Origin of the sequence: Vibrio sinaloensis (assembly GCF_000808535.1) — a bacterium.
GTDB lineage: Bacteria > Pseudomonadota > Gammaproteobacteria > Enterobacterales > Vibrionaceae > Vibrio > Vibrio sinaloensis_D.
This window is the reverse complement of record NZ_JWLV01000001.1, coordinates 715,289-728,170: the sequence shown is the minus strand read 5'-3', so window position 1 is coordinate 728,170 and position 12,882 is coordinate 715,289. Positions and strand designations below refer to the sequence as shown.

Sequence of the window (12,882 nt, the reverse complement as noted above, 5' to 3'; positions counted from 1 at the left end):
TCGATGGGTGACAAGGCACGCATAAATTCGTACTCTTAGCGCTTTCATAGAGTAGCAAAGGGTACAGTTGTGAGTGCGAAAATAATTAATACTCGCCTAAGTGAGCTTTCGAAAAGAAAGAAGTGGTCACTTCTCAGTCTGCCAATTTTGGCTATTGTCGTTGCATCTTCATTCAATGACAGCAACTCACTCACTCGTACAATTGATCTTTCCATTCCAGAGTCGCAAATTGTTTCCGATATTCTTCAAACCGAGCAAGAGATTGTCGACCTTCCTGACTATGAATACACCGTTCAGCCAGGCGACAACTTAAGCACGATTTTTGACCAACTCGGTTTTGGCTATAGCCAGTTGATGAATGTGATGGCGACCGACTTGAACTATCTCGCGTTAGACACTTTAAAGCCTGGCAACGTGTTGCGTTTTTGGAAAGGGGAGCATGATTCCATCCTCGAGAAAATGGAACTAGAGTTTAGCCTGGTTGAGAGCGCCGTTTATACACGCCTTGACGACGGCAGTTACAGTTTTGAAGATGTCAAAATTCCAGGACAGTGGGGCTCATTCGCCCTAGTTGGTGACATTAAAGGCAGTTTTTCCCAGTCTGCCTATTCGCTGGGGTTGAGTAGCAATGAGATCAATCAGGTGGTAAGCCTGCTAAAAGAGAAAATTAACTTCTCAAGAGATCTGCGTGCGGGTGACAAGTTCGAAGTGGTTCAATCAAAACAGTTTGTCGATGGCGTCTTTACCGGTAATCGTGAGCTTCAAGCGGTGAAGATTGTGAATCGCGGCAGAGAGCTGACGGCTTATCTCCACACTGATGGACAGTATTACGACAAAAACGGAGAAAGTTTGCAGCGCGCGTTTCAACGTAAGCCTGTCAATGGCCGATACCGTTTGAGCTCGCATTTCAATCCGCATCGTAAACATCCGGTTACTGGGCGCGTCTCGCCGCACAATGGTACCGACTGGGCAACGCCAACCGGAACACCAATTGTGTCGACAGGGGATGGTGTGGTCATCATGACTCGCAAGCACCCCTACGCGGGTAATTATGTTGTGATTCAACATGGCAGCCGATACAAAACACGTTATTTGCATTTGAGTAAGATTCTTGTTCGTAAAGGGCAGAAAGTGTCTCGAGGTCAACGCATTGGGCTGTCAGGTGCGACAGGGCGAGTGACGGGACCGCATATACACTATGAATTGCTTGATCGCGGGCGAGCAGTTAACGCGATGAAGGCAAACATTCCGATGGCGAGCTCTGTACCCAAGAAAGAAATGGCAGCCTTTAAACAGCGTCGTGATGAGCTAAATGCCATGCTCAAAGAGCAAGAAAGATCGCTTGCCAACGTAAGCGATTCTAACCAAGCGGGTTAATTGAGAGACAGAAAAAAGGCGGCTATGTTAGCCGCCTTTCTACTTTTTAGTGGTCACTACTGGCTGACTTTACCCAGTTTGAGCCAAGTGTCGATCACTGTATCTGGATTGAGAGATACCGAGCTGATTCCTTGCGCCATTAACCACTCGGCAAGGTCTTCATGGTCCGATGGCCCTTGACCACAGATACCCACGTACTTTCCTGCTTTTGTCGCAGCATCAATCGCCATTTTAAGCATCGCTTTTACGGCTGGGTTGCGCTCATCAAAGAGATGGGCAACGTCACCAGAGTCGCGATCAAGACCCAGCGTCAGCTGCGTCATGTCATTCGAACCGATTGAGAAACCATCAAAGTACTTCAAGAACTCATCAGCAAGCACCGCGTTTGAAGGCAGTTCACACATCATGATGACTTTAAGACCTTGATCGCCACGGCGCAGATCGAATTTTGCCAGAAGGTCGATAACCGATGCTGCTTCGCTTGGTGTACGCACGAATGGGATCATCACTTCAACGTTCTTCAGCCCCATTTCATTTCGTACGCGTTTGATTGCCTGAGTTTCTAGTTCGAAACAGTCTTCAAACACAGGTGAAATGTAGCGAGAGGCACCACGGAAGCCCAGCATAGGGTTCTCTTCATGTGGTTCGTAATCTTGACCGCCGACCAAGTTGCTGTACTCGTTGGATTTAAAATCAGACATACGCACGATAACGCGTTTTGGCCAGAAAGCAGACGCGATGGTCGCAATGCCTTCGGTTAGCTTGCTCACGTAGAAATCGATTGGATCTTTGTAACCACGAATACGCTCGGTGATTTCAGCTTTTAGCTCATCACTTTGCGCATCGAAGTTAAGCAAAGCTTTCGGATGAATACCAATCATCTTGTTGATAATGAATTCAAGACGCGCAAGACCGACACCTTCATTTGGAATCTGAGCGAAGTCGAATGCGCGGTCTGGGTTACCCACGTTCATCATCACTTTGGTTGGTAGCAGGGGAAGCTCATCGACCGCAGAGCGTTTGATTTCGAAATCCAGCTCGCCTTGGTAAACGTAGCCTGTTTCACCTTCAGAACATGAAACGGTCACGGTTTCACCGTCGGTTAGCTTGCTGGTGGCGTCACCACAACCTACGATTGCAGGAATGCCAAGCTCACGTGCGATGATTGCTGCGTGACAAGTACGCCCGCCACGGTTAGTAACAATCGCAGACGCTTTTTTCATGACCGGCTCCCAGTCTGGGTCAGTCATATCTGTGACTAGCACGTCACCATCTTGAACCAGTGACATTTGGTCCAGAGAATCCACCAAACGCACTGGACCTTTACCAATGCGTTGACCGATTGCACGGCCTTCGACCAGTACATCCGCTTTGTTGCTGAGCTCGTAACGCTCAATCACGTTTTGCTCGCTTTGAGAGCAGACTGTCTCTGGGCGTGCCTGTACGATGTAGAGGTTACCGTCAATGCCATCTTTCGCCCACTCAATATCCATCGGACGCTGGTAATGCTTCTCGATGATCATCGCTTGTTTTGCTAGCTCTTTGATCTCGTCATCGTTTAGAGAGAAGGCGTTGCGCTCTTCAACCGAGGTGTCGATGATTTCCACTTGTTTGCCGATCTCTTGGCTGTTTGAGTAGATCATTTTGATCTGCTTAGAGCCGAAAGTCTTTTTAACAATTGGGTGTTGACCTGCTTCTAGCATTGGCTTGTGAACGTAGAATTCATCAGGGTTAACTGCACCTTGAACCACCATTTCACCTAAGCCCCAAGAAGAGGTGATGAACACCACTTGGTCGAAGCCAGACTCTGTATCGAGTGTGAACATGACGCCCGATGACGCTTTATCTGAACGAACCATACGCTGAATGCCCGCAGACAGTGCGATGCCACGGTGGTCAAACCCTTGGTGTACTCGATATGAGATTGCACGGTCGTTGAACAACGACGCATAGACGTGTTTGGTTGCTTCCAAAACAGCATCGATGCCTTTTACGTTGAGGAAGGTTTCCTGTTGACCAGCAAACGATGCGTCTGGAAGGTCTTCGGCGGTCGCTGATGAGCGGACGGCAACAGACACCTCAGGGTGGTTGTCGGTCAGCTCTTGATAGTTATCACGGATGTCTTGTTCGAGATCCGCAGGGAAGGGGGCTTCTAAAACCCATTGACGAATGGTGGCACCTGTCTTGCGCAGGGCTTCAACATCATCAACGTCCAATTCATCAAGTAATTGATGGATACGCTCATCCAAGCCTTCATAATCAAGGAATTGATTGAAAGCGAACGATGTGGTTGCAAAGCCGTTGGGTACTGATACACCAGCATTGGAAAGATTAGAGACCATCTCACCAAGTGAAGCGTTCTTACCGCCGACCTTATCAACATCATCCATGGATAGGCTATTGAACCAGAGGGTGTTCTTTTGCATGTCTTTCTCCAGAAACATTGCAGCTTGTAGGGAAGAGGCAAACGATTACGTATTGGCTTAAAAAAATTCTTAACAAATTTTCAAAGCTGTGGGGAACATAATAGTCAGCCGGGTTTTATTATCGATATTATGGTTACCATCCTACTCAAAAGAATTTTAAAGTTTAAATAAAACATGCAAATTGATAGTCAAAGTCGTGATGTGTTCTATGTTTCTGATGGAACGGCCATAACATGTGAAACCTTAGGGCATGTTGTTCTGGGACAATTTCCGTTTAGAGCGAATGAAAAAACCTTTCCATTCGTAGAAAGTGAAGACAAATTGTCGGACTTACTTAAAGAGATCGACATTTCCTACCGTCAAAACGGCGTGAAGCCGTTGGTGTTTTTCTCTATTGTGATTCCTGAGATTCGTCAATCACTGTTGGATGCGCCTGCATACTGTTATGACGTACTCGAAAGCATCGTTCAAAAAGTGCAAGACGACATTCAGCTCAAACCTAAGCCCAAATTGCAGCGTTCGCGAAGTGTAGGCAAAGACTCGGACACCTACTTTGACCGAATTGCCGCCATTGAATACACCTTGGCGCACGATGATGGAATCACGCTCAAAGGCTTGGAGCAAGCCGATATCATTCTGCTTGGGGTGTCGCGCAGTGGCAAAACACCCACCAGTTTGTACATGGCGATGCAGTTTGGCTTGCGTGTCGTGAACTACCCATTTATCGAGGAAGACATAAAGCGCTTACGCTTGCTTCCTGAGTTCGAAATTCATCGCCATAAGCTTTTTGGTTTAACCATCAATCCAGAGCGCCTCACTGAGATCCGAGAGAACCGTTTGGCGGGCAGTGATTATGCGAGTACGGAGCAATGCTTAACTGAGCTGGCGAGTGTCGAAGCGCTGTTTCGCAGAGAAGCGATCCCCTACATCAACACCAGTTCACTTTCGGTGGAGGAGATCTCGACGCGAATCTTAGAAAAAGCAGGACTACGTCGCCGACTGCTGTGATTGAAACTTACTGATATCTGACCATGGCTCGGCTGAGGGCTTCTTGAAGTGCCACCGCATCGGGAAAATGTTTGGATATCAGCATGTAGAACTTATGTTTTTCCATATCTGGGATCGGCATTGCAACAATGTCCTCCTGAACATAGTTGATGCCCCACACGTTATTCATGCCATCAAGAATTTCGTGCCATGAGATAAACACATCGCAGTTGAGATTGTGGAGTTCGGTAACGGCCTCAAAAATACTGACCGAGAATTGATTCACATTGTCGAGTTTAAAATCAGAGTAGTTGTAACCGTGAATGCCGCACACGATGTATGGCTCTAAGTCGTACACAGATGTGATATCCAAGCCATTCGGGAAGCGTTTGGTCGAGTACAGATAGTAAGGTGTAATATCGTAATACCAAGTTGTGTAGAGATAGTCTTGTGCCCGTTCCTCACTGTAGGAAGCGCTGACAGCAATTTGATAGTCGCCATCTTTTGTTCCTTTGAGGCAGCGACTCCAAGACGTCATGGTGATATCGAAACCATACCCTAGTTCCGAAAGCAGTTCGTCGAGTATGTCGATATCCCTTCCTTTTACGACGTCACCATCAATGTAGGTGTAAGGTGGCCAGTCAATGGCGTCACCACACACTTGAAGTGTCGGATGCTCGCCATCTAAGTTAGCGTGTGCCTGGAAAGCAAACCCAAGTAACATCACAACCCAGCTTTGCAGCCAACCATTTTTCATTCTGAACAACTCCCTTGCTCTGTCTCCTGTTTGAGTATAGACAAGGGCGGTACGGCGTCCACCAACTTTAGATGACCGCGAGTTAATGAGCGGGATAGACCACTGGGAAGTTCAGCGATGGGTGTTTAGCAACTATCGAACGGTATCCGTAGACTTTTTCTATATTTTCTGGAGTCAGCGCTTGCCATGGCGCCGCATCAGTGACTAATTTTCCCTTGTGAAGCAGAACGATACGGTCGGAGTATTGAGCGGCAAGATTAAGATCATGCAATACCACGACTACCGCAGTCTGCTCTTTATCGGCCAAGTCACGGGCGATCTTCAAGGTGTTGTGTTGATGAGCGAGATCCAGAGCAGACGTCGGCTCATCCAGCATGAGAATCTTCTGTCCTTCTGACTTGTCCAATTGAACCAAGACACGCGCAAGGTGCAAACGCTGCTTTTCTCCACCCGACAACGAAGGGTAGAGTCGGTCAGCGAGGTGTGCCACTTCCGTCATTTGCATGTATCTTTGAGCAAGGGTCTTACATTCCTGATTGGGTACATCCAGTGGAATTGCACCCAGCTCGACAACCTCGTGAGCTAAGAACGGGAAGCTCAAGGTACTATGCTGAGGCAGCATCCCTAAATGACGTGCAAGCTGTTTTGGTTCCCAACCTTGCTTGTGCTCACCAAAGTACTCAATATGGTTTGTAGAAGGAATTTCGCCGCATAACAGCTTCAGCAGCGTACTTTTCCCCGCGCCGTTGGGGCCAAGGAGCGCAGTCACCTCTCCTGCATGAATATCAATATTAATATCGTCAAGCACGGAATGCTGGCCAAACTTCATCGAGATATGACGGCCAGACAAAACGACGTTTTTCATCAAAGGATTCTTCCTTTTTGTTTAAATAGCAGGAACATAAAGAAGGGAGCACCAATGATCGCAGTGACAATGCCGACAGGGAGTTCTGCAGGCGCAACCGCCACACGCGAATACATATCGGCGAGAGTTAACAGCAGAGCGCCCATTAACGCCGAAATCGGCAGTAAAGAGCGATGGTCTGGACCTGATAGCATGCGGCCAAGGTGAGGAATGACAAGGCCAATGAAGCCGATCATACCTGAGACACTCACCGTTACACCGACGCCAATAGCCGTCAAGAGAATCAGTTGGCGCTTTAGTGACTGAACAGGGATGCCCAAATGATTGGCTTCTGCTTCGCCGAGCAACAACGCATTGAGCGCCATCGATTTACGCATAAATATGATCATCAGGGCGATGAGTGTCACCGCACACAAGATGATACTGTTCCAGTTTGCACCCGCTAATGAGCCCATTGACCAAAGGCTCAGATCGCGCAGCATCTGGTCGCTGGCGATAAAGTTCATGTAGCCAATACCCGCCCCAGAGAGCGCACTGATCGCAACCCCAGCCAGTAACATAATCGTGACCGAGGTGCCCATTTTGCTCGTTCCAAGTTTGTACACCAACAAGGTCGTGATAGATCCGCCAAGAAATGCAAATAACGGAACCGCAGCCAACGTCATAAACTGAGGGTATTGAGAGGCAAGTTCGGCAAACATCACGATAGCGAAGGCCGCGCCAAGCGACGCCCCCGCTGAAACCCCAATGATTCCCGGCTCAGCCAGTGGGTTGCGAAACAGCCCTTGCATCACGGTGCCGCAGACCGCGAGAATAGCCCCGACTAACATACAGAGTAGCGTTCTTGGGAAACGAATTTCGTGAATAACTAAGTTGATGTGCGGGGCTAACTCGTTGGTTTGGTTGAGTAAACCACGCATACTGTCCATAAAGCTGATCGACATCGGGCCGACGGAAACGGAACTAACAGCAGTGATACCGAGCGCAAGCGCAAAAATAAGCAGACTAGCGGAAAGAGGAAGACGACGTAACAACATATCCGATTGACTCTAGTTGAGTAGCTTGCTTAAGCGTTCTGCCTCAGAGAGACTTTTGAGCCCTAGTCCACCGACAAGCGCGTGTCCATCTACTTTGATAATGCGTTTGTTTTTACCTGCGGGTGTCGCTGCTAAGAGGGGCATCTTGCTAAGAATTTGCTCTGCGCCACCCATTTTGTCGTAGCTACGACCGCTAACTAAAATGACATCAGGCTGCATCTCGACCATGGCTTCCGTCGACATTGGTTTGTATGAGGTGAGCTGCTCTGCGGCTGGATTGATGCCACCTGCGAGCTCAATAATCGCATTGGGCGTCGTATCCTTGCCTGCCACATTTGCCGGACGACCTTCGTGGATCAGCAAGAAGAGAACTTTTTCGCCCACTTCAGGTTGATTCGCCTCGAGCGTTTCAATCTGCTGGTTAACTTGACGCTTCAATTTTTCTGCTTGTTGCTCGGCACCAGTAATGAGTGCGATTTCATCAATGCGTTCCAATAAACCCGTTGGTGTCGCTTTCGTGTTGACCACATCGACTTTTACGCCCGCCGATTTTAGTTGTGCTAGAGTTGTGTCTGGCCCCATTTCATCAGAACCAATCAATCGATTAGCGCCAAGAGCGAGCAGACCCTCAGCCGATAAGCGGCGATGGTAGCCAATTTTCGGCAGCTCAAGGTCCTTAGGTAGTGCGCTGGTAACATCTACTGCGACCAACTTGTCTTGCTGCTCTAGAGCAAAAATGATTTCAGTCACCGCACTGCCTGCGCTGATAATTCGTTCACTGGCGTTCGTATAGGTCGCACAAAAGGTAAGGCTCAGAGCCGCGACGGTTTTAAGAATATTTTTTTTCATAATGAACTCAGTTTTCAGGTTGTTCTGTCAATAACTGTGTGGCTTGAATGCCATTCTCTTGCAGGAAGGCGAGCAACTTGACCAAATGCTGAACATCGGCGGTTTTCTCTGCACCGATTACGATTGGTTTTTTATCTGATTTGTATTGCTCGAGCAGCGCGAGTTTGAAGTTCTCCCAATCGATGTACTCTTTGCTGTCGATTGCCCAGTACGGTTCTTCAGCCAGCAAATTGACTGTAATAGATTTGCTATCCACCTCAGACACGGCTTGTGAGTCGGTCGTGGGTAAGTCAACTTCCAATGAATCCAACTTCACTGCGGCCGTCAGCATCAAAAACACCATCACAATGAAAATGATGTCGAGCAACGGGGTCAGATCTGGGGTGAGACCGAAGCGGTTTTCATCCTGTTTGACCTTAATCATGCTTTCGCCTCAGATGGCTGGATCTGTTTAGGCGCACTCTCAATATTATGAATGGCGCGCTCAGGGGAGACATGTTGCAAGCTAATGCCTTCAAGCCAAAGGTTGACGTAATTGAGCGTATGTTCGAGTTTCGCCATGACTTTGTCTGCCCAAAGGCCAAGTAACTGAGCGCCAGCGATGGCAGGTAGAGCAATCAACAAACCTGCGGCAGTAGTACGCATCGCCAAGCCTAAACCATCGGCTAAATCATTAGGCGTGATGTTCCCAGTGGATGCGGCTACGCCTTTAAACATCTCAATCAAGCCCAATACCGTGCCCAACAGACCGATGAGTGGACTGATCACACCGATCAAGGTCAGCAGACGTAATCCAGAGTTGAGCTGGTGGCGTTTCTCTTGCAACCACATACCTGCCGCATCTTCACGAAGAGATTTAGAAAACGAGTGGTGAGCAAGAAGCATCGCCACGCCTTTGTAGAGCAGAGGTCGTCTTGGCGAGAGTTTTTCTGCGAGCTTTTCGATCTCCTGTCCGTTGGTCGGTGAAATCGTTTTAAGTTCGGAGCGTATCGCTCGTTTGCCTACGCCCAAACTGATGATGACTTGAAAGAGGCGCTCGGTAATGATCATCACAGTAAGTGCTGAACAAATAATCAGTGGCCATGCCATCAAGCCAAGTTGTTGTATTGTGTGTAATTGTTCCATGGTTAATCCAACTTAAAACGTACTGGGATTTCTACTCGATGTGCCACCGTTTTTCCGCCCACAGTATGAGGAGAAAATTTCCACTTCTTGATTGCATCGAGTGCTGCTTTATCGAGTATGGTTGCGCCCGATGAAGAAATAAGAACTTGTTTTACTTGGTTGCCATTTTCATCGAGCCAAATCTCGTACTTAGCGACCCCCTCAATGCCGCGCTTTTGAGCAATGCGCGGGTATTTGGGTGCGCGTGGTTTCGTCAAAAATGAAGGGCGCTCTATCAAAACGGGGTTTTCTGTTGCACCAGGTCGAGAAGCCGCGTCACTCTTGACTTCTTTGCTTGCTGGCTTGTTCTCTTCAACCTTCTTCGCCACCTTTTCTTCAACAACCGGTTTCGGCTGTTCTTTTTTCGGTGTGTCTTTTTTCACCGGCGTCGGCTTTTTAGGCGGCGCTTTTTTAACTTCAGGCTTCTTTTTGACCGGTTTAGGTTTTTCTTTTTTAACCGCCTTTTTAGGCTTTTCGATTGGTGCCTTCTCTACCGCTTTCTTTACTGGCGGAGGTTCGACAGGCGGCGGAGGCTCAACAGCCTTTTCGACAGGAGGCATTTCTTGAGGCTCAGACGGTGCAGCTTGTTCGACTTTAGGGCTAGGTGTCGGCGCAAATTTTAAAGACACAGTGGGTGTATCTGATCCCGTTGGCATCGCAAATGATTTTGATTCATGGGCGACAAACAGGAACGCCGCATGTATTGCTAATGATACGCCTCCTGCTATCGAGTATCGCTTCAGATTCACCTTGCCCTCACATCATGTTGTTCTCATAAAATGGAACAGGATTATTACTTACAACGCAAATAAGATCAATTATCAATTGCATTATCATTATCGCCAATTTAAGATTGCACGCAGTTTTTTACAACATCGACGCGAAGCTAGGGACGACAAGCGTTGAGAGAGTTATTAGATGTTAGATATTGATAAATTTGACGAATCAATCACGGGGGTGAACTCTCCTGATCCTCTCCGTTATGCGTTCCCTCAAAAAACATCGGCACATGCCGGTGGTATGGCGGCGCCAATTCCTCCTGAGCAAAAAGCGCACACTCTAAATCGCCTGTTGCAACAACCCGGTTCCAAGCATCAAAAGCGCTGCTTGTACATCCACATTCCTTTTTGTCGAGTGCGTTGTACGTTCTGCAACTTTTTTCAAAATGCGGCCAGTCGAAAACTGGTCGATGACTATTTTGAGGCTCTGATGGTCGAGATTGACCAAAAAGCCGCTCAACCATGGACTCAGACCGGCGTGTTTCATGCTGTCTATATTGGAGGCGGGACGCCAACTGACCTTTCTCCTCAGCAGGTTGAGCGTTTAGGGAAAGCGATTCAGCGTTCTTTTCCGTTATCGACCGACTGTGAAATCACGCTAGAAGGGCGTATCAATCGATTTAGCGATGAAATGTTTGAACGCGCCCTTGAAGGTGGTTTTAACCGCTTCTCTTTTGGTATTCAAAGCTTCAATACGCAAGTCCGTCGAAGTGCCAAACGTTTAGACGACCGAGAAGATGTTATGGAGCGCGTCGCGTCTTTAAGTGCGACGCAGCAAGCGCCGATCATTGTCGATCTGCTGTATGGCTTGCCCTATCAAACGGCGGAAGTTTTCGAGCAAGATCTTATCGACTTTATGGCGACTGGCGCTCATGGGCTTGATTTGTATCAGTTGGTTGTAGGTGGAGGCGCGCCGATGATCAACTTGGTCGATAAAGGCAAGATTCCGGCTCCAGCGACCACGATCGAAAAAGCGAGTATGTATGAGTTGGGCAGCCAATTTATGGATCAACACCACCTTCGTCGACTCAGTGTGAATCATTGGGCTCGGGATAACAGAGAGCGAAGCCAATACAACAGTCTCGCGAAAACGTATGCAGAAGTGCTGCCAATTGGCTGTGGTGCTGGAGGCAATATTGGCGGGTACGGGATGATGAACCACCGCACACTCGAAACGTATATGAGTGCCATGAAGTCCGGTGATTCAACCGTTGCCATGATGACCAAGCAGCACGCATTAGAGCCGCTGTTTTCAGCACTGAAGTCCGGATTTGATCATGGCGTAGTGCGCCGAGATGCTCTGCCAGCATTTATTGGTCAATCAAGTTTTGATCTGCTGTTACCACTTTTTGAGGTTTGGCAGCAGCGCGGCCTTGTTACGGTCGATGAACAATACTTGGTATTGACTCTTGCAGGCCGCTTTTGGGCGGTCTCTCTCGCTCAAGCAAGTATTCAAGTATTACAGAAAACTTACCAAGAACAGACTGCTTTACAACCCGCAGTATCGTTATAAGTGGATATTATGGAAACAATCAAACAACAAGTGGCTCAACTGATTGAGCAAGAGCCAACACTGCTCCCAGCTGCGATTGCTGAGCGTTTAGTCATCTCTGAATACCAAGCCGTTGAGGCGCTACCTGACGAAATGGTGGCGTTGGCGCCAGGGGAGCAAGCTCAAACCATACTTGAGCAACTGGTCGGTTTTGGACCAGTGACAACGATCGTTCACTCTTTCGGGTCTATTTTTGAAGTCAAAGCGCCATTTCCAAAAGGAAAGGTTGCACGCGGCTATTACAACTTGATGGGACGTGAAGGTGAGTTGCATGGCCATCTCAAACTGGACAACGTGAAAAATATCGCGCTAGTCAGCAAGCCATTCATGGGGCGAGAAAGTCACTACTTTGGGTTCTTTTGCTCTCAAGGAAACAATATTTTCAAAATTTACCTAGGGCGCAATGAAAAACGCGAACTGATCACTGAGCAAGTTGAGCAGTTTAAGCAGTGGCAACAAGCGCTAAGAAAATAGTCATATTATTATTAAAAACAGCTGAGGCGAGAGCCATCTCTCTCAGTAGAAAGAAGTCAGGAGTCAATAATGGATCAACAAGTAAAACAAGAGCGTCTGCAAGGTCGACTGGGGCCAGAAATTCAGGAGTTTCGCCAAGAGCGTCGTACCCTACAACTAGCGACCGTTGATGAACAGGGTCGACCAAATGTCAGCTATGCCCCTTTTGTTCAAAATCAGGATGGATATTTTGTGCTGATTTCGGAAATTGCCCGTCATGCGCGCAACTTACAAGTTAACCCAAGCGTTTCCATTATGATGATTGAGGATGAAGAGAGCTCAAAGCAACTCTTTGCTCGTAAACGTCTCACATTTGATGCCGTTGCTAGCGTTGTTGAACGAGATTCACAGCAGTGGCAACAAGTGATCAAACAGATGCAACAACGGTTCGGTGAAATCATTGATGGCTTAAGCCAACTGCAAGATTTTGTACTGTTTAACATGAAGCCAGAGCAAGGCTTGTTTGTAAAAGGATTTGGTCAAGCGTACCAAGTTTCAGGCGATGATCTCGTGGATTTTGTTCATCTACAAGATGGGCACAAAAAAGTCTCCAACGCTTAAGTGTCTATCCATACC

The 12,882-nt window shown here is 47.9% G+C and carries 13 protein-coding genes; 5 read left to right on the top strand and 8 right to left on the bottom strand.

All coding sequences use genetic code 11. The features are described from left to right. Positions 1-69 precede the first annotated feature (69 nt). Positions 70-1,377 (top strand): peptidoglycan DD-metalloendopeptidase family protein, encoded by a 1,308-nt coding sequence (locus tag RJ47_RS03175; RefSeq protein ID WP_081981466.1) that lies wholly within the window; start codon positions 70-72, stop codon positions 1,375-1,377. Positions 1,378-1,433: 56 nt separating this feature from the next. Here the strand turns inward: RJ47_RS03175 and ppsA are convergent, their stop codons facing one another. After that, positions 1,434-3,803: a phosphoenolpyruvate synthase gene (gene ppsA, locus RJ47_RS03170; RefSeq protein WP_039481320.1), complete on the bottom strand. Its 2,370-nt coding sequence runs from the start codon at positions 3,801-3,803 to the stop codon at positions 1,434-1,436. A 174-nt stretch (positions 3,804-3,977) separates the two neighbouring features. Between ppsA and RJ47_RS03165 the strand changes: the two genes are divergently transcribed. Then, positions 3,978-4,811 (top strand): pyruvate, water dikinase regulatory protein, encoded by an 834-nt coding sequence (locus RJ47_RS03165; RefSeq protein WP_038135183.1) that lies wholly within the window; start codon positions 3,978-3,980, stop codon positions 4,809-4,811. A gap of 7 nt (positions 4,812-4,818) precedes the next feature. Here RJ47_RS03165 and RJ47_RS03160 read toward each other — a convergent pair whose 3' ends face one another. The 7 genes from RJ47_RS03160 to RJ47_RS03130 all read right to left on the bottom strand — a co-directional run bounded on the left by RJ47_RS03160 (position 4,819) and on the right by RJ47_RS03130 (position 10,211). Further along, positions 4,819-5,547 carry a substrate-binding periplasmic protein gene (locus tag RJ47_RS03160; protein WP_039481317.1) on the bottom strand — a complete coding sequence of 243 codons (729 nt, stop codon included), beginning with the start codon at positions 5,545-5,547 and terminating at the stop codon, positions 4,819-4,821. Positions 5,548-5,629: 82 nt separating this feature from the next. Further along, positions 5,630-6,412 carry a heme ABC transporter ATP-binding protein gene (locus tag RJ47_RS03155; RefSeq protein ID WP_039481313.1) on the bottom strand — a complete coding sequence of 261 codons (783 nt, stop codon included), beginning with the start codon at positions 6,410-6,412 and terminating at the stop codon, positions 5,630-5,632. Next, the gene (locus RJ47_RS03150; protein WP_039481311.1) at positions 6,412-7,449 is read right to left on the bottom strand and encodes a FecCD family ABC transporter permease; all 1,038 of its coding nucleotides are present in this window, start codon (positions 7,447-7,449) and stop codon (positions 6,412-6,414) included. The genes RJ47_RS03155 and RJ47_RS03150 overlap by 1 nt, the downstream gene beginning before the upstream one ends. Positions 7,450-7,461: 12 nt before the next feature. Beyond that, positions 7,462-8,298: a heme/hemin ABC transporter substrate-binding protein gene (locus RJ47_RS03145; protein WP_039481308.1), complete on the bottom strand. Its 837-nt coding sequence runs from the start codon at positions 8,296-8,298 to the stop codon at positions 7,462-7,464. 7 nt (positions 8,299-8,305) lie between these two features. Continuing rightward, entirely contained in the window at positions 8,306-8,722 is a 417-nt protein-coding gene (locus RJ47_RS03140) for an ExbD/TolR family protein (protein ID WP_039481306.1), read from the bottom strand. Then, entirely contained in the window at positions 8,719-9,423 is a 705-nt protein-coding gene (locus RJ47_RS03135) for a MotA/TolQ/ExbB proton channel family protein (protein ID WP_039481303.1), read from the bottom strand. Before RJ47_RS03135 ends, RJ47_RS03140 begins: the two co-directional genes overlap by 4 nt. A gap of 2 nt (positions 9,424-9,425) precedes the next feature. After that, positions 9,426-10,211: an energy transducer TonB gene (locus tag RJ47_RS03130; RefSeq protein WP_039481301.1), complete on the bottom strand. Its 786-nt coding sequence runs from the start codon at positions 10,209-10,211 to the stop codon at positions 9,426-9,428. A gap of 169 nt (positions 10,212-10,380) precedes the next feature. Here RJ47_RS03130 and hutW point away from each other — a divergent pair, with 169 nt between their 5' ends. From hutW to hutZ, 3 genes are all read left to right on the top strand, one after another. Next, the gene (gene hutW / locus RJ47_RS03125; RefSeq protein ID WP_038188317.1) at positions 10,381-11,754 is read left to right on the top strand and encodes a heme anaerobic degradation radical SAM methyltransferase ChuW/HutW; all 1,374 of its coding nucleotides are present in this window, start codon (positions 10,381-10,383) and stop codon (positions 11,752-11,754) included. A 9-nt stretch (positions 11,755-11,763) separates the two neighbouring features. Next, positions 11,764-12,267 carry a heme utilization cystosolic carrier protein HutX gene (gene hutX, locus RJ47_RS03120; protein WP_039481299.1) on the top strand — a complete coding sequence of 168 codons (504 nt, stop codon included), beginning with the start codon at positions 11,764-11,766 and terminating at the stop codon, positions 12,265-12,267. Positions 12,268-12,336: 69 nt separating this feature from the next. Continuing rightward, a complete protein-coding gene (gene hutZ / locus RJ47_RS03115; protein WP_039481295.1) occupies positions 12,337-12,867 on the top strand; it encodes a heme utilization protein HutZ in 531 nt (176 codons plus the stop codon). The last annotated feature ends 15 nt before the right edge of the window (positions 12,868-12,882 follow it).

What these genes read in the sequence shown, in the direction of transcription:
- ppsA (WP_039481320.1), bottom strand. Translation starts at nt 3,803, where the DNA reads ATGCAAAAGAACACCCTCTGGTTCAATAGCCTATCCATGGATGATGTT.
- RJ47_RS03165 (WP_038135183.1), top strand. Translation starts at nt 3,978, where the DNA reads ATGCAAATTGATAGTCAAAGTCGTGATGTGTTCTATGTTTCTGATGGA.
- RJ47_RS03160 (WP_039481317.1), bottom strand. Translation starts at nt 5,547, where the DNA reads ATGAAAAATGGTTGGCTGCAAAGCTGGGTTGTGATGTTACTTGGGTTT.
- RJ47_RS03155 (WP_039481313.1), bottom strand. Translation starts at nt 6,412, where the DNA reads ATGAAAAACGTCGTTTTGTCTGGCCGTCATATCTCGATGAAGTTTGGC.
- RJ47_RS03150 (WP_039481311.1), bottom strand. Translation starts at nt 7,449, where the DNA reads ATGTTGTTACGTCGTCTTCCTCTTTCCGCTAGTCTGCTTATTTTTGCG.
- RJ47_RS03145 (WP_039481308.1), bottom strand. Translation starts at nt 8,298, where the DNA reads ATGAAAAAAAATATTCTTAAAACCGTCGCGGCTCTGAGCCTTACCTTT.
- RJ47_RS03140 (WP_039481306.1), bottom strand. Translation starts at nt 8,722, where the DNA reads ATGATTAAGGTCAAACAGGATGAAAACCGCTTCGGTCTCACCCCAGAT.
- RJ47_RS03135 (WP_039481303.1), bottom strand. Translation starts at nt 9,423, where the DNA reads ATGGAACAATTACACACAATACAACAACTTGGCTTGATGGCATGGCCA.
- hutW (WP_038188317.1), top strand. Translation starts at nt 10,381, where the DNA reads ATGTTAGATATTGATAAATTTGACGAATCAATCACGGGGGTGAACTCT.
- hutX (WP_039481299.1), top strand. Translation starts at nt 11,764, where the DNA reads ATGGAAACAATCAAACAACAAGTGGCTCAACTGATTGAGCAAGAGCCA.
- hutZ (WP_039481295.1), top strand. Translation starts at nt 12,337, where the DNA reads ATGGATCAACAAGTAAAACAAGAGCGTCTGCAAGGTCGACTGGGGCCA.